Annotated in this window: 18 protein-coding genes; 10 read left to right on the top strand and 8 right to left on the bottom strand. The window is 65.8% G+C overall.

Going from position 1 to position 13970, the window contains the following annotated elements:
• Window positions 1–82 precede the first annotated feature (82 nt).
• From QZM67_RS15815 to QZM67_RS15825, 3 genes are all read right to left on the bottom strand, one after another.
• Window positions 83–505 carry a biopolymer transporter ExbD gene (locus QZM67_RS15815; RefSeq protein ID WP_011352158.1) on the bottom strand — a complete coding sequence of 141 codons (423 nt, stop codon included), beginning with the start codon at window positions 503–505 and terminating at the stop codon, window positions 83–85.
• Between the two features lie 20 nt (window positions 506–525).
• Entirely contained in the window at window positions 526–1440 is a 915-nt protein-coding gene (locus QZM67_RS15820) for a MotA/TolQ/ExbB proton channel family protein (protein WP_175021058.1), read from the bottom strand.
• Window positions 1441–1526: 86 nt separating this feature from the next.
• Complete coding sequence (locus QZM67_RS15825; protein WP_043183188.1) at window positions 1527–2225, bottom strand: energy transducer TonB; 699 nt, start codon at window positions 2223–2225, stop codon at window positions 1527–1529.
• A 123-nt stretch (window positions 2226–2348) separates the two neighbouring features.
• On the opposite strand from QZM67_RS15825, the gene QZM67_RS15830 reads away from it, so the two are divergent.
• Window positions 2349–2588: a hypothetical protein gene (locus tag QZM67_RS15830; protein ID WP_301804668.1), complete on the top strand. Its 240-nt coding sequence runs from the start codon at window positions 2349–2351 to the stop codon at window positions 2586–2588.
• Window positions 2589–3050: 462 nt separating this feature from the next.
• On the opposite strand, the gene QZM67_RS15835 is transcribed toward QZM67_RS15830, so the two are convergent.
• Together QZM67_RS15835 and QZM67_RS15840 are read right to left on the bottom strand one after the other, a co-directional pair.
• Window positions 3051–3536, bottom strand: a complete 486-nt coding sequence (locus tag QZM67_RS15835; RefSeq protein ID WP_122945468.1) for an aminoacyl-tRNA deacylase — start codon at window positions 3534–3536, stop codon at window positions 3051–3053.
• A 110-nt stretch (window positions 3537–3646) separates the two neighbouring features.
• Complete coding sequence (locus tag QZM67_RS15840) at window positions 3647–4636, bottom strand: cysteine synthase A (RefSeq protein WP_301804670.1); 990 nt, start codon at window positions 4634–4636, stop codon at window positions 3647–3649.
• Window positions 4637–4779: 143 nt separating this feature from the next.
• On the opposite strand from QZM67_RS15840, the gene QZM67_RS15845 reads away from it, so the two are divergent.
• Both QZM67_RS15845 and QZM67_RS15850 read left to right on the top strand, forming a co-directional pair.
• Window positions 4780–5268, top strand: a complete 489-nt coding sequence (locus QZM67_RS15845; protein WP_175021060.1) for an adenosine-specific kinase — start codon at window positions 4780–4782, stop codon at window positions 5266–5268.
• Window positions 5269–5496: 228 nt separating this feature from the next.
• Window positions 5497–5784: a YciI-like protein gene (locus QZM67_RS15850; protein WP_043182983.1), complete on the top strand. Its 288-nt coding sequence runs from the start codon at window positions 5497–5499 to the stop codon at window positions 5782–5784.
• Between the two features lie 13 nt (window positions 5785–5797).
• On the opposite strand, the gene corA is transcribed toward QZM67_RS15850, so the two are convergent.
• A complete protein-coding gene (corA, locus tag QZM67_RS15855) occupies window positions 5798–6775 on the bottom strand; it encodes a magnesium/cobalt transporter CorA (protein WP_089450554.1) in 978 nt (325 codons plus the stop codon).
• 179 nt (window positions 6776–6954) lie between these two features.
• Between corA and cydX the strand changes: the two genes are divergently transcribed.
• Together cydX and QZM67_RS15865 are read left to right on the top strand one after the other, a co-directional pair.
• The gene (cydX, locus tag QZM67_RS15860; protein ID WP_043182986.1) at window positions 6955–7101 is read left to right on the top strand and encodes a cytochrome bd-I oxidase subunit CydX; all 147 of its coding nucleotides are present in this window, start codon (window positions 6955–6957) and stop codon (window positions 7099–7101) included.
• Window positions 7098–7715 carry an ATP-binding protein gene (locus QZM67_RS15865; RefSeq protein ID WP_043182988.1) on the top strand — a complete coding sequence of 206 codons (618 nt, stop codon included), beginning with the start codon at window positions 7098–7100 and terminating at the stop codon, window positions 7713–7715. Before cydX ends, QZM67_RS15865 begins: the two co-directional genes overlap by 4 nt.
• Window positions 7716–7811: 96 nt before the next feature.
• Here QZM67_RS15865 and QZM67_RS15870 read toward each other — a convergent pair whose 3' ends face one another.
• On the bottom strand, window positions 7812–8912 hold the full coding sequence (locus tag QZM67_RS15870) for a saccharopine dehydrogenase family protein (RefSeq protein WP_043182990.1): 1101 nt from the start codon (window positions 8910–8912) through the stop codon (window positions 7812–7814).
• Between the two features lie 248 nt (window positions 8913–9160).
• Here QZM67_RS15870 and QZM67_RS15875 point away from each other — a divergent pair, with 248 nt between their 5' ends.
• From QZM67_RS15875 to QZM67_RS15890, 4 genes are all read left to right on the top strand, one after another.
• Window positions 9161–9943: a hypothetical protein gene (locus QZM67_RS15875; RefSeq protein ID WP_301804674.1), complete on the top strand. Its 783-nt coding sequence runs from the start codon at window positions 9161–9163 to the stop codon at window positions 9941–9943.
• Between the two features lie 56 nt (window positions 9944–9999).
• Window positions 10000–10440: a hypothetical protein gene (locus tag QZM67_RS15880; RefSeq protein WP_175021062.1), complete on the top strand. Its 441-nt coding sequence runs from the start codon at window positions 10000–10002 to the stop codon at window positions 10438–10440.
• Window positions 10441–10527: 87 nt separating this feature from the next.
• The gene (locus QZM67_RS15885; protein ID WP_175021063.1) at window positions 10528–11193 is read left to right on the top strand and encodes a response regulator transcription factor; all 666 of its coding nucleotides are present in this window, start codon (window positions 10528–10530) and stop codon (window positions 11191–11193) included.
• The gene (locus QZM67_RS15890; protein WP_301804680.1) at window positions 11169–12593 is read left to right on the top strand and encodes a HAMP domain-containing sensor histidine kinase; all 1425 of its coding nucleotides are present in this window, start codon (window positions 11169–11171) and stop codon (window positions 12591–12593) included. The genes QZM67_RS15885 and QZM67_RS15890 overlap by 25 nt, the downstream gene beginning before the upstream one ends.
• Before the next feature lie 6 nt (window positions 12594–12599).
• Here QZM67_RS15890 and QZM67_RS15895 read toward each other — a convergent pair whose 3' ends face one another.
• On the bottom strand, window positions 12600–13064 hold the full coding sequence (locus QZM67_RS15895) for an Lrp/AsnC family transcriptional regulator (RefSeq protein ID WP_006481526.1): 465 nt from the start codon (window positions 13062–13064) through the stop codon (window positions 12600–12602).
• A gap of 255 nt (window positions 13065–13319) precedes the next feature.
• Here QZM67_RS15895 and QZM67_RS15900 point away from each other — a divergent pair, with 255 nt between their 5' ends.
• The gene (locus QZM67_RS15900) at window positions 13320–13865 is read left to right on the top strand and encodes a Spy/CpxP family protein refolding chaperone (RefSeq protein WP_089450559.1); all 546 of its coding nucleotides are present in this window, start codon (window positions 13320–13322) and stop codon (window positions 13863–13865) included.
• Window positions 13866–13970: the final 105 nt, after the last annotated feature.

Consider the following 13970-nt stretch of genomic DNA (forward strand, 5'->3'; position numbering starts at 1 on the left):
GGCCCAGTGGGTCACCGTCGACCAGCGTCAGTGCCTCAAACCTGCCGCCGGCCCCCTGTTTCACCCCCATTCCCGTGCGCGACTATCCCCCGCGCGCAGGCGGCTCCGTAATGAACGACAGTTTCGCAATCCCCGCGCGCTCGCACATCGTGACCACCCGGCCGATGAACTCGTAGCGCGTGTTCTGATCGCCGCGCACGTGGACGCTCGGCTGCGGCTGCTGCTGCGACACGCCCTTCAGCTTCGCAAGCAGCGTCTGCGCATCCACCAGTTGCTCGCCCCAGAAGAAATCGCCGTCGCGGTTCACCGCGATCTCGATGCTCTTCGGTGTCGTCTGCAGCGGCTGCACCGTCTCCTTCGGCAGCTGAAGCTGGATCGTGTGCGTCACGACCGGAATCGTGATCAGGAAGATGATCAGCAACACCAGCATCACGTCGACAAGCGGCGTCGTGTTGATGTTGGCGATCACCTCGTCGCTATCGTCCTGCCCGACGTTCATGGCCATCGCGCGTCTCCGTCAGCCGATCAGTTCGCAAGCGACGCGGCTGCCGGCGACGCCGCCGCGCGCCCCGGGCGCCGATTGCCGGCCAGCAGCACCGTGTGCAGTTGCGCGCCGAAGTTGCGGACCCGCTCCATCACCGACTTGTTGCGCCGGACCAGGAAGTTGTAACCGAGCACCGCCGGCACCGCGACGGCGAGGCCGATCGCGGTCATGATGAGCGCCTCGCCCACCGGGCCCGCGACCTTGTCGATCGACGCCTGGCCGGCAATGCCGATGGCCGTCAGTGCGTGATAGATCCCCCAGACCGTGCCGAACAGCCCGACGAACGGCGCGGTGGAGCCCACCGTGGCCAGGAAGGCCAGCCCGTCCTGCATCCGGTTCGACACGTTCGTGATCGAGCGCTCGACCGAGACGTCGATCCACGTATTGCGGTCCACCGCTTCCAGCAGCGCGTCTTCATGGTGCTCGCCGGCCTCGATCGCCGTTTCGGCGATGAACCGGAACGGCGACGCCTCGTCGAGCAGCTTGGCGCCCTCGGCCAGCGACGGCGCGGACCAGAGCTGCGCGTCCGCCAGCTTCGCGCGGCGATTCGCGCGCAACTGTTCCACGAACTTCGTGATCATGATGTACCAGCTTCCCATCGACATGATCACCAGCAGGATCAGCACGAAACGGGCGACGAAGTCGCCGTTCTTCCATAGCGCGCCGAGCCCGTACGGATTCTCGACTGCTTCCGTCGTGGCCGGCGCAGGCGGCGGAGCCGGCTCGGCAGCGGCCGGAGCCGGGGCCGGTGCGGCCGACGGCGCCGCGGCCTGCGCCGATGTGCCGGCCGCGCCGCTTGCCTGCGCATGGGCAAGCTGCGGCGCAACGAACCCGTCGATTGCGGCGACGGACATCAGGATGCTTGCCGCCAGCGCGGCCAGTGAACGCTTCGTCATACCCCACTCCAATTATTTCGGTGAACTTAACACGTCAGTTCGAGATGGTTTTCCCCGGCCCGGTTCGCGCCGGGCCGCCCACTGCATCAATTCAGATTGAACGAGAACGGTACCTGGACCCGCACCGACTGGCCCTGCGCGACACACTTGAATCGTTTCACGGTGTTGTAGGCCGCGCGATCGAGAATCGGATCCGCCGACTGCGCCACGCGCTCGTTCGTAATGTTCCCTTCCGCATCCACGACGAACTCGATCGTCACGTCGCCCGTGATGTTGTTTTCCTGCGCTTCCTTCGGATACTGGATCGACGCGCGAAGCGTGTCCGAATTCGGGCAGACCACGCCTACGTCATGGCTGACGGGCTTGGCCGGGGCCGGCGGCGCCACGACCGGCGCCTGCACGGCCGGCGCGGATGGTACCGGGGCCGACTGGTGCGTGATCGTCGCCTGCGGCGGCGCCTGCACCGGCACTTCCGGCGGCGGGACGAACGGCGGCGGCGGCGGCGCGAATTTCGGCGGCGGGAGTTTGACCACGGGCATCGGCGGTGGCGGCGGCGGCTTGACCGGCTCGATGATGCGGGTTTCGATCGGATGCTGGATCACCTGCACGACTTTCGTCGCGAGGCCGTTGAGCAGCGCGTAGATCAGCACTGCATGCAGCACCAGGACGATTCCGATGCCACCGAACCGGCGCACCGGATTCTGTTGCTTCTTGCCGAACTCTCGCGGACGGCCCAGCGTAGCCAGTCCGCTGTTCGACGTAACCAGACGTTCTTCGACTTTCATGCCCACCATCCCATCCCCCAAGCGATTCGCCCAGTTTCGGATTGCTGCCGGCGGCGAAGCCAGGTCGGCATCGCCACCGCATCAACGCGAACATTTCATTTCAAATTCAATTAGCAATCCGAATTGAAAGAATTGCATTCGAATTCCAATTCATTCTTTTTCAAGGAATCGTTCCGGCCGGCGCGGCCCGGCATTGAGCCGGAAAACCACGCGCCTGCACGTTCAGGCAATTGTCAGCTGAGCGGGCGGCACCTTGTGTTTCGCATGACGGTTCGCCGTTCGTTACACGGTGATGTCATTTGTGCCGTTCACTTGGGAGCAGAAGATAGCAAGGAAAAAATTTTGACGTCAAACTTTATTTGATACCCGAATACAAAGTTTGGAGGGTTTATTCAAATAATATTCCAGTAAGCACAAATCAAACTTTTATTATTAAAACGGTAATTGAATTGTATGGATATATGAAAAATCGGATATTAAGCCGCTTCAACATAAATATCGGCATATTTCCCGCGCTGCACCAAAATGAGCCGGCCGGGAAGGGAGCGGCAAAGTGCGCCCTCGCCTCGTCGACGTCCGCATCGGTCGCCCGATACGCTTGTCGACCGCATCGAGCTGGTCTACACCGCTTCCTAAAAACGTCTGAAGCAGCATCGATATCCAGACAGTTAATCTGCAATGCGATACAAGTTATAGCCTTAACTCATCCTCGCCAAGCAATCAAGATAATTTCGCACATCGAATTAACTATCTCGCGACACACCCCATCCCCCGACACGCAGCGTTGTCACACTCGCATCGCCCCGTACCCACGCGCCGCGCGCGTCAGGACTGCATGCCCTGCATCTTGTGCGAGAAATGCGCGCGCTCGGCCGTCTCCATCAGCATCAGGAATTCATCCTGCATCATATGGATCAGCGCTTCGTGGTCGCCGGCCTCGAAATAGACTTCCGGCTGCTGCGCGAGACGTTCCTCGAGAAACGTCTTCATTCCGTACGCCATACAAACCGGCGGTAGCGCACCCATGTCGCAATCCTTGAACAGCTCGCGCAGCTCGACCTCCCGGGCGAGCACGAGATGGCGTCCCGTCTTCACCCAGAGATCCGACAGGCGCACGGCATGTGTGGTCGGCAATACGGCGGCGACGTAGCCTTCGTCGTCTTCAAGGAGCACGGTTTTCGCGAGGCGATCGCCGGGAATATGCGCGGCAGCGGCCGTCTCCATGCTCGTATGGCTATAGGGGTGGTACACCACTTCGTACCGCGATGACTTCTGACGCAGGCAATCCTGCAGGGTGGCTGACACAGGCATGGCACACCTCGTCTGAACGATCGGGCGAACGGAGTTCGCTCCGGATTCGTTCAGCATAGGTCGCATTCGGGCGGATGGAAATCCTCGCCTCTCCCGCGCCGCACACGGGCTCAACTCCAGGGTTCAGTCCCCGGGTCCAGCCCCTTTTCGCGCAGCCATTCCCGATTGAAAAGCCGCGCGCGATAGATGTCGCCACGATCGCACAGCAAGGTCACGATCGTGTGCCCCGGGCCCATCCAGCCGGCCAGCCAGACCGCCGCCGCGACGTTGATGCCGCTCGATCCGCCGACGTACAGCCCTTCCTCGCGCAGCAGCCGGTAGACCATCGTCACGCACTGCTGATCGTCGATCCGCACGGCGTCGTCGATCGGCGTGCCCGCCAGGTTCTCGGTGACACGCGTCGACCCGATGCCTTCGGTGATCGAGCTGCCTTCCGCGCCGAGGTCGCCCGTTTTCACGTAACCATAGAGCCCGCTGCCGTGCGGGTCGGCCAGCACGATCCGGACGTCGGGATTCTGCTCTTTCAGATAACGGCTCACGCCGGCCAGCGTGCCGCCCGTCCCGGTCGCGCAGACGAACGCATCGATCGTGCCCGCCGTATCGCGCCAGATTTCGGGCCCGGTCGTCTCGTAGTGCGCCTGACGATTGACGACGTTGTCGAACTGATTGGCCCACACGGCGTTGTCGAGTTCGTCCGCGAGCCGCCCGGCAATCTTCTGATAGTTGTTCGGGTCACGGTAGGGTGCCGCCGGTACCGGGCGCACCTCGGCGCCGAGCGTGCGCAGGATCGCCATCTTGTCCGGCGATTGCGTGTCGGGAATCACGATCACGCAGCGATAGCCGCGCGCCGCGCAGATGTGCGCGAGACCGATGCCGGTGTTGCCCGCCGTGCCCTCGACGACGGCGCCGCCCGGCTTCAGCACGCCACGCCGCTCGGCGTCGCGGATGATGTACAGTGCCGCGCGGTCCTTCACCGACCCGCCCGGATTCATGAATTCCGCCTTGCCCAGAATCTCGCAGCCCGTCTCGGCGCTGAGCTTCGTCAGGCGAATCAGCGGCGTGCGCCCCACGCAGTCGACGAAGCCTTGTCGCACGTCCATGTCTGCCTCCGTTGCCTTCGCGCAGCGCGCGCCACACACAACGAAGGATAGGCCGCCCGCGCGGCTTTCGTCGCCGGCCGCCGCGTATTAAGCTTGAAGAGCCCATTGCGGCGCACGCGCCGCATCGCGAGACGAGGTCCGCCATGCTGCAACTGCAAACCGTTGCCATCGACAAGCCCGAGACCGTGAATTTCATCCTCGGCCAGTCGCATTTCATCAAGTCCGTCGAGGACATCCACGAGGCGCTGGTCGGCACCGTGCCCGGCATCCGCTTCGGGCTCGCCTTCTGCGAGGCGTCGGGCAAGCGGCTGGTGCGCCACTCCGGCACCGATGCGGCGCTCGTCGAACTGGCATGCCGCAACGCCAGCGCGATCGGCGCCGGTCACGCGTTCATCGTGTTCCTCGGCGACGGGTTCTATCCGGTCAACGTCCTCAATGCGATCAAGGCCGTGCCGGAGGTCTGCCGGATCTATTGCGCGACCGCGAACCCGACCGACGTGATCGTCGCGGAAACCGCGCAAGGACGCGGGATCGTCGGCGTCGTCGACGGCTTTGGGCCGCTCGGTGTCGAAAATGACGACGACGTCCGCTGGCGCAAGGAGCTGCTGCGCACGATCGGCTACAAGGCGTAGGGACAGACCGCCGGCGCCGGCCTGCAGACCTGGCTGCATCGAAGGCGCGTTGCGGCCGGGACTTCAGGACAGATGACGCTCAGACCGTTAGTTGCGTTTATTGGCACGAATGCGCGCCGCCGCTCCTGTCGTGCCGCTACCGTCCACCTGCCCTATACTGCCCGCAGCAGACTGACTGACGGTGCGCTGACACCCCCACCGGCCGCCGCGATTCCTACCGGAGCCACCATGCATTACCAGTTGATCTACGAACTCGTCGACGATTACCTGTCCCGTCGCGAACCGTTCCGCGCCCAGCACCTCGCGCTGGCACAGGCCGCGACCGAGCGCGGCGAGCTCGTGCTCGCCGGCGCGCTGTCGGACCCGGCCGACCAGGCCGTGCTCGTGTTCGAAGGGGATTCGCCTGAGGCGGCCGAGTCGTTTGCACGCGCCGATCCGTACGTGCAGAACGGCGTCGTGAAATCGTGGCGCGTGCGTCCGTGGCAAGTCGTGATCGGCAAGCACGCGCCGCGCTAGGCGCGACGCGGGACTACAGCCACCCTGCCCGCTTGAATCGCCACCACAGCGCGAAATCGGCGACGACCATCACGGCGATACAGCCGTAGAAACCGTATTTCAGGTGCAGTTCGGGCATGTTCGCGAAGTTCATCCCGTAGATGCCGGCGATCATCGTCGGGATCGCGAACAGCGCGGCGAACGAGCCGAGCCGCTTCGTCACTTCGCTTTCGGCCAGCGAGATCATCCCGAGGTTGACCTGGATCGCCGTGACCACCATCTCGCGCCGCCCTTCGATCGTCTTCACGATCCGCTGCAAATGGTCGTACACGTCGCGAAAGTACGGCTCCATGCCGCTGCAGACCTGCGGAATGCGCCCGCCGGTGAGCTTCGCGAGCGGCTCGATCAACGGCGCCGTGTGCTGGTACAGCATCACGAGCCGGCGCTTCAGCGAATAGAGATCCTCGATGATCGCGCGCGACGACGCGGGCGTGGCCTTCGCGAAGATGCGGTCCTCGAGTGCCTCGAGTTCGGTGCCGAGCGTTTCGAGGATCGGGAAATAGCGGTCGACGACCTGGTCCATCAGCGCGTAGAACACGAATGCCGAGCCTTCCTGGAGCAGATGCGGCTCGCGCTCGCAACGCTTGCGCACGTCGCGAAAATCCTGCTCGGTATGGTTGCGGATCGACAGCACGTAGTTCGGTCCGACGAACACGTTCAGCTCGCCGACATTCAATTCATCGTCGTCGTCCAGTTCGACCATATGCAGCACCGCGAACAGCGAATCGCCGTACTCCTCGATCTTCGGTCGCTGATGCCCCTTGCGGGCATCCTCGAGCGCCAGTTCGTGCAGCCCAAACTCCTCGCCCATCAGGTCGAGTTCGGCAGGCGTCGGATCCTTCAGCGCGACCCACACGAAGCATTCGGGCTTCGACACGTAGTCGCTGATGGCGTCGATATCGATGTCGGCCAGCTTGCGGCCGTCCTGGTATGCAGCACAGTTGATCAGCATGTTGTCCGTGATATTGCGGTTTGCGCATCAGTTTACCGGTTTGCTGCGCGGGCGGCCCGGCTTGCGCGGCACGGCGATATTGGTCATGATCGGGCTGCATGCACCGCAGCATGCGTATCGGGACACTTCGAACCACACGCCGCACGGCCGTGCGGCCCAACCGTCAAGGAGACAGACCCATGTGGTATTTCTCGTGGATACTCGGCATCGGCGTGGCGCTCGGCTTCGGCATCATCAACGCGATGTGGCTGGAAGCGGAAGTCTTCTCGCGCGGCGACAAGCGCAACGGCGCGTCGAGCCCGCGGTCGGGAGGCAAGGCTTCGTGACGCATCTGGTGTTCTTCTGCGGTCACGCCGGCACCGGCAAGACCACGCTCGCGAAGCGGCTCATCGGGCCGCTGATGCGCGCGACCGGCGAGGCCTTCTGCCTGCTCGACAAGGACACGCTGTACGGCCGCTACAGCTCGGCCGCGATGGGCGCGCTCACCGAGGATCCGAACGACCGCGACAGCCCGCTCTACCTGAAGCACCTGCGCGATCCCGAATACCAGGGCCTGCTCGACACGGCCCGTGAAAATCTCGCGCTCGGCATCGGCGCACTCGTCGTCGGCCCGCTGTCGCGCGAAGTGCGCGATCGCCGCATTCTCGACCGCGCGTGGCTCGGCATCGCGCCCGACGTCACGCTGACGGTCGTCTGGGTTCACACGTCGGAAGACGTCGCGCACCAGCGGATCGTCGCGCGCGGCAACCCGAACGATGCCTACAAGCTCGCGCACTGGGACGAATACCGGCAGCGCCGCTTCGTGCCGACCGGCCACGAATGCGACGGCATCGTGATGTTCGACAACACCGCCCCCTCCGACAAGGACGTCGATGCGCTGCTGTACCGCATCGCGCCGCCTCCGCCGGCGGCAACGATCGTCCCGCCGCTGCCGGCCTGACCGACCCTTCGTTTTCGTTACCCGCAAAAAACAACGCCGGAAGCGCTGCTGCGCTCCCGGCGTCGTAAGGCCCTCATGCCAGAGGATGGCAGGTGGTCAGGCCACCGCGTGCGCACGCTCCATCGTGCCGCCCTCGTACAGCTTGCCGAAGCGGTTCGACAGGAACGCCTTCAGCGACACCTTTTCCTGCGGGATGAAACCGCTCTGCGGCAGCTTCTTCTCGCGGAACAGATCCAGCACCGCGCACATCGCGCCGGCCGTCGTGATCTGGATCGCGCTCATGTGCATCCCGCACACGTCCTTCGCGAAGATCTTGCGCGTGAACACGTCCTGCACCAGTTGGCCGTCCTTCACGCCCGTCACCGTGATGAACACCAGCACGACGTCCTGCTTCGTCGACGGCACGGCACGGCGCATGATCGACTTCAGCGTGTCGCGGTCGGTCGACAGACGCAGGTCCTCGAGCAGGAACTGCACGAGATCGCGGTGGCCCGGATAGCGCACCGACTTGTAGTCGAGCGTCTCGACCTTGCCCGACAGCGTTTCGCACAACGTGCCGAGGCCGCCCGACGTGTTGAACGCTTCGTATTCGGTGCCGTCGAGCGAGAAGTGCTCGAGGCCTTCGAGCGGCTGCACCCACTGCTTGCGGCCGTCGCGGATCGCTTCGCACGGCTGGCAGTATTCGTTGATCAGGCCGTCGACGCTCCACGTCAGGTTGTACTTCAGCGCGTTGGTCGGATACTCGGGCAGCGCGCCGACGCGCATCTTCACGTCACGCACTTCGCTGAAGCCGTTCACGAGCTCGTGTGCGGCGAGACCGATGAAGCCCGGTGCCAGGCCGCACTGCGGCATGAACGCACGGTCGGAGCCTTCGGCCAGTTCGCGGATCGCGTGGGTCGCGCGGACGTCTTCGGTCAGGTCGAAGTAGTGGACGCCGGCAGCCTTCGCAGCGGCGGCAACGTTGACCGCGAGGTAGTAAGGCAGCGCGTTGACGAGCGCATCGAAGCCCTTCACTGCTTCGCGAATCGCGTTCGCGTCAGCCGAATCGACCCGTTGCGTCGCGATGCCTTCGCGCGACAGCTTCGCAAGCGCATCCGCATCGCGGTCGAACGCGACGACTTCGTAGTCGCCCGTTTCACGCAGCATGTGAGCAATGGTGTGGCCGATCAGACCTGCGCCGACGATGGCGATTTTCATGCGCTTATCTCCTGATGATGGGTTGGTGTTGTGAACGGCGTTGAGCCATGAACACAGTTTAGGGACGCTCAAAATCAGTTCCAAGACGAAGAATGATGCGAAACGACCGATAATTTCGACGCTTCGACGACACATTTCGTCGAAACGTCGAAACGGCGCTTTTTTCCCGCCGCCGGCCTCGCTATGGCTGGCCTAAGTCTTCCGTTTCAGACTGCATGCCGACCACCCGATCGCCAAGGAGGCATCGCATGCAATCCCTGCCCGTCAACCGCACGTCGCACTGGCTGAACAAGGTGCCCGACGTCGCGCTCTCGTTCTGGATCATCAAGATCATGTCGACCACGGTCGGCGAAACCGGCGCGGACTTTCTCGCGGTCAACGCGGGGCTCGGCCAGACCGTCACGCGCATCGCGATGGCGTCGCTGCTCGCAGTCGCGCTGTGGCTGCAGTTGCGCACGCGCCGCTACGTGCCGTGGATCTACTGGCTCACGGTGGTGCTGGTCAGCATCGTCGGCACGCAGATCACCGACCTGCTCACCGACGGCCTGAACGTCAGCCTCTATGCGAGCACCGCCGCATTTGCCGTCGCGCTCGCCGCGATCTTCTTCGTGTGGCATCGCGTCGAAGGCACGCTGTCGATCGAGACGATCGTCACGCCGCGGCGCGAGCTGTTCTATTGGGCCGCGATCCTCTGCACGTTCGCGCTCGGCACCGCCGCGGGCGATCTCGCGACCGAGGCGCTCGGGCTCGGCTTCACGCTCGGCGCGCTGTGCTTCGGCGCGTTGATCGCGGCCGTGTTCGTGATGTGGCGGCTCGGCGTCAACGCCGTGCTGACGTTCTGGATCGCGTACATCCTGACGCGCCCGTTCGGCGCATCGCTCGGCGACCTGCTCACGCAGGCCCGCACCTATGGCGGGCTCGGCTTCGGCGCCGCATGGACGAGCCTGCTGTTCCTGACCGTGATCGTGTTGCTCGTCGCCGTCGCGCAGTTCGGCAGCGGCCCGCGCACGCGTGCCGGTACCGCCGAATGACGCTCTTTCCTTTCCGTTCTTTCCGTACTTTCCGTTCATCGAATCGAGGACACGCCATGCGCATCCCCCATCCCGTTTCCCGTCTCGCCGTAGCCGCGGCCACGATTGCCCTGTTGGGCGCCGCCGCCGGCTGTTCGAAGCAGCAGGATGCGAACGCATCGAGCTCGCTGCCCGCCTCGGCCGCAGCGTCGCCGGCAGCGGCCCACGCATCGAAGCTCGGCGACCTGTCGCAATTCCGCACGATCGCCGTCGACGTGAACGCGCTCGTCGCCAAGGGCGACCTGCCCGGCGCGAAAACGCGCATCAAGGATCTCGAGATCGCGTGGGACTCGGCCGAAGCCGGTCTCAAGCCGCGCGCCGCCGCCGACTGGCACATGGTCGACCAGGAAATCGACCGCGCGCTTTCCGCGCTGCGCGCCGACCATCCGACCCAGGCCGATTCGGCCGCCGCGATGAAGAGCCTGCTCGCGGCCCTCGACCGGTTCAGCGGCAAATGAGGATTGCCGCGCGCGCGGCACGCGACACGTGACGCCCGCGCGGGAATCGCATACGCTGGCGGCGTTTGCGCGGCACGGAGAACACGCATGCGAATACTGCTCGTCGAAGACGACCCGATGATCGGCGAGGCCGTCCATGCGGCGCTGAAGGATGCGTCGTACGCCACCGACTGGGTCACCGACGGCGCGCGCGCGTTGACCGCGTTCGCCGCGCAGCCCTACGACCTGATCCTGCTCGACCTCGGCCTGCCCGGCCGCGACGGGCTCGACGTGCTGGCCGCCATCCGCGCGAAGGACGCCAGCGCACCGCTGCTGATCGTCACGGCCCGCGACGGGCTCGACGATCGCCTGCGCGGCCTCGACGGCGGCGCCGACGACTACATCGTGAAGCCGTTCGAGATGGCCGAGCTGCTCGCGCGGATCCGCGTCGCGATCCGGCGCCGGGCCGGCTCGGCCGCGCCGCTGCTGAGCAACGGGATCGTGTCGCTCGATCCGTCGACGCGCGAGGCCACCGTCGACGGGCACGCGCCGGTGCCGCTGTCGAATCGCGAATTCTCGCTGCTGCGCGCGCTGCTGGTGCGCCCGGGTGCGATCCTGTCGCGGCGCGAGCTCGAGGATCGCCTGTACGGCTGGGGCGAGGAAGTCGAAAGCAACGCGGTCGAATTCCTGATCCATTCGCTGCGCCGCAAGCTCGGCAGCACCGTGATCAAGAACGTCAGGGGGGCGGGATGGATGGTTTCAAGAAACGCCTGAGCGAGTCGATCGGGTTCCGCCTGTCGGTCGCGCTGTCGGCCGCGATCCTGGTCGTCGCGACGGCCGCGGCCGCGTTCGCGTTTTCATCGGCATTCGACGAAGCGCACGAGCTGCAGGACGACGTGCTGCGCGAGGTCGCGACGCTGCTCGACCGCCAGCGTGCGCCGTCGCTCCATGCCGCCGCCGGCGGGCCCGCGCGCGAAAGCGACGAGTTGTCGCGCGTATTCGTGCAGCCGCTCGGCGGCGCACCGCAACCCGGCGGCGACGGCGCGCCGCGGCTCGCGCTGGCGCCGACGCTCGCCGACGGGCTGCATACGGTCGATGCCGGCGGCAGCACGTATCGCGTGATGGTCCGGACCTTCGCGAACGGCGAGCGCATCGCGGTCGCGCAGGAAGCCGGCATGCGCGACGACGTCGCACGCGAAAGCGCGTGGCGCACCGCGTTGCCGCTGCTGATCCTCGTCCCGATTCTGCTGCTGCTCGTCGCCGATCTCGTGCGCAAGCTGTTCCGCCCGGTGGCCGCGCTGTCCGCCGGCATCGATGCACGCGACGAGCACGACCTGCGCCCGGTGCCGGCCGATCACGTGCCGGTCGAGGTGCGGCCGTTCGTCGTCGCGATCAACCGGATGCTCGAGCGCGTCGCGCAGTCGGTCGCCGCGCAGCGCCGCTTCGTCGCCGATGCCGCGCACGAACTGCGTTCGCCACTCACGGCGATGTCGCTGCAGGCCGAGCGCCTCGCCGATGCCGACCTGCCGGACGATGCGCGCGCGCGGCTCGCCGCGCTGCGCGGCGGGCTCGACCGCAGCCGCCACCTGATCGGGCAGCTGCTCGCACTCGCACGGGCGCAAAGCGCGCCAGCGGCGCCGCCTGGCGACGTGTCGGTTCATGCGGTCTATCGCCGCGTGCTGGAAGACCTGATGCCGCTCGCCGACGCGAAAACCCTCGACATCGGCATCGAAGACGGCCCGGATACCTCGGTGCCCGTCGACGAACTCGAACTCGTGTCGCTCGTGATGAACCTGGTCGACAACGCGATCCGCTACACGCCGCCGGGCGGACGTGTTGACCTGTCGACACAACGCACGGACACGCACGCGTACGTGACGATCACCGACACCGGGCCGGGCATCGCGCCGCACGAACGCGAGCGCGTGTTCGATCCGTTCTACCGGGTGCCCGGCAACGCGCAGATCGGCTCCGGGCTCGGCCTGTCGATCGTGAAGATCGTCGCGGACCGGATGGGCGCCGACATCACGCTCGCGTATGCGGACGAAGCGGAATCGCGCGGCTTGCGCATCTCGGTGCGGATTCCGCTTGCGCGTCCGCCTGGGGCGACGCAGCCCGACAGCCGTACCGATACGCCGATGCAGCACGCACGGCGCGACGGACACCGCGCTTGACGCGCGTCAGCCGCCGATCGTCCCGCGATCGATCTTGCGCGACAGGATGATCGACGTCGTCGTGCGTTCGACGCCTTCGAGCGTGCCGATCTGGTCGAGCAGGTCGTTGAGCCGCTCAGGGGAATCGGCGCGCAGCCACGCGACGTAGTCGTACTCGCCGCTCACCGCGCACAGCAACTGCACTTCGGGCATCCGGTCGAGCTTGCGCAACACGTCCTTGCCGAACTTCGGCGTGAGGATGATGCCGACATACGCGTAGATGCTCGCGTCGAGCACGTCCTGCCCGAGCCGGACGCTATAGCCGGCGATCACGTTGGTGCGTTCGAGCCGCGCGATGCGCGCGACGACCGTCGTGCGCGCCACGTCGAGCTGGCGCGCGAGATCCGCGACGCTGGCACGCGCATCGGCTTGCAGCAGCGCGACGAGTTGCCGGTCGAGATCGTCGAGTTGGTCGAGGCGGGGTGGACGCATGAGGCTGGGCCGGGGCACGACGCGCCGGCTGAGTGGAAGGTGACGCGATGATAGCGCCGAACGCCGGCGCGCCCAAACGACCTCGCCCGGATCCGATACGAACCTTTCAATTTCGATTCGTATCGGATGTAAGCAAGTGTCGCATTCACTGCTGCGCCGCACGCAACGTGCTACTAATAACGGGCGACGCGAGAAGCGCGCTTGCGGCAGTTGCCGCCGCGCCCGCTCGCAAGACACCACCCCGGAGAGCCAACCATGAAGAAAATCTCGCTCACCCTCGCTACGCTCGTCGTTGCAGCCAGCGCGTTCGCGCAAACCCCGGCGCAGCCGCAAGCGCCGGCCCAGGCCACGACGGCCGCGGCTTCGGCGCCGAGCGCCGAGCAGCGCGCGGAACGTCACGAAGCGCGCGTCGAGCAACGCATCAAGTACCTGCACGACCAGCTGAAGATCACGTCGGCGCAGGAACCCCAGTGGAAAACGTTCGCCGACACGATGCGCGACAACGGCGACACGATGGGCCGCCTCTATCGCGAACGGATGGCGAAGCACGACGTTTCCGCGCTCGACGACATGAAGCAGTATGCGGAACTGTCGCAGGCGAACGCCGACGGCGCGAAGAAGCTCGCCGACGCCTTCGCACCGCTGTACGAGAGCTTCCCGGCCGACCAGAAGGCGCTGGCCGACACGACGTTCCGTAGCTGGCTGCACCACGGCGGCGAGCACCGCGGCAAGGGCAAGACGAAGGGCAAGGACGGCAAGGCGGCAGCCGCGCCGGCCGCCAGCGCCCCCGCGCAGCAGTAACACCCGCCCCGCCGGCGCCGTGCCGCCCGTCCGGGCCGAACGGCGCCGCGCCCTAACGGCGACCGGCGCGTCACACGGCGCGCCGGATTCGGGATAAGCTGCCGG

Origin of the sequence: Burkholderia sp. AU45251, from assembly GCF_030482905.1 — a bacterium.
GTDB lineage: Bacteria > Pseudomonadota > Gammaproteobacteria > Burkholderiales > Burkholderiaceae > Burkholderia > Burkholderia aenigmatica.

Coding starts and splice junctions, on each gene's coding strand:
- QZM67_RS15895 (WP_006481526.1), bottom strand. CDS start 13,064: ATGCGTCCACCCCGCCTCGACCAACTCGACGATCTCGACCGGCAACTC.
- QZM67_RS15890 (WP_301804680.1), top strand. CDS start 11,169: ATGGATGGTTTCAAGAAACGCCTGAGCGAGTCGATCGGGTTCCGCCTG.
- QZM67_RS15840 (WP_301804670.1), bottom strand. CDS start 4,636: ATGGACGTGCGACAAGGCTTCGTCGACTGCGTGGGGCGCACGCCGCTG.
- QZM67_RS15870 (WP_043182990.1), bottom strand. CDS start 8,912: ATGAAAATCGCCATCGTCGGCGCAGGTCTGATCGGCCACACCATTGCT.
- cydX (WP_043182986.1), top strand. CDS start 6,955: ATGTGGTATTTCTCGTGGATACTCGGCATCGGCGTGGCGCTCGGCTTC.
- corA (WP_089450554.1), bottom strand. CDS start 6,775: ATGCTGATCAACTGTGCTGCATACCAGGACGGCCGCAAGCTGGCCGAC.
- QZM67_RS15835 (WP_122945468.1), bottom strand. CDS start 3,536: ATGCCTGTGTCAGCCACCCTGCAGGATTGCCTGCGTCAGAAGTCATCG.
- QZM67_RS15880 (WP_175021062.1), top strand. CDS start 10,000: ATGCGCATCCCCCATCCCGTTTCCCGTCTCGCCGTAGCCGCGGCCACG.
- QZM67_RS15875 (WP_301804674.1), top strand. CDS start 9,161: ATGCAATCCCTGCCCGTCAACCGCACGTCGCACTGGCTGAACAAGGTG.
- QZM67_RS15900 (WP_089450559.1), top strand. CDS start 13,320: ATGAAGAAAATCTCGCTCACCCTCGCTACGCTCGTCGTTGCAGCCAGC.
- QZM67_RS15885 (WP_175021063.1), top strand. CDS start 10,528: ATGCGAATACTGCTCGTCGAAGACGACCCGATGATCGGCGAGGCCGTC.
- QZM67_RS15825 (WP_043183188.1), bottom strand. CDS start 2,225: ATGAAAGTCGAAGAACGTCTGGTTACGTCGAACAGCGGACTGGCTACG.
- QZM67_RS15820 (WP_175021058.1), bottom strand. CDS start 1,440: ATGACGAAGCGTTCACTGGCCGCGCTGGCGGCAAGCATCCTGATGTCC.
- QZM67_RS15850 (WP_043182983.1), top strand. CDS start 5,497: ATGCATTACCAGTTGATCTACGAACTCGTCGACGATTACCTGTCCCGT.
- QZM67_RS15845 (WP_175021060.1), top strand. CDS start 4,780: ATGCTGCAACTGCAAACCGTTGCCATCGACAAGCCCGAGACCGTGAAT.
- QZM67_RS15815 (WP_011352158.1), bottom strand. CDS start 505: ATGGCCATGAACGTCGGGCAGGACGATAGCGACGAGGTGATCGCCAAC.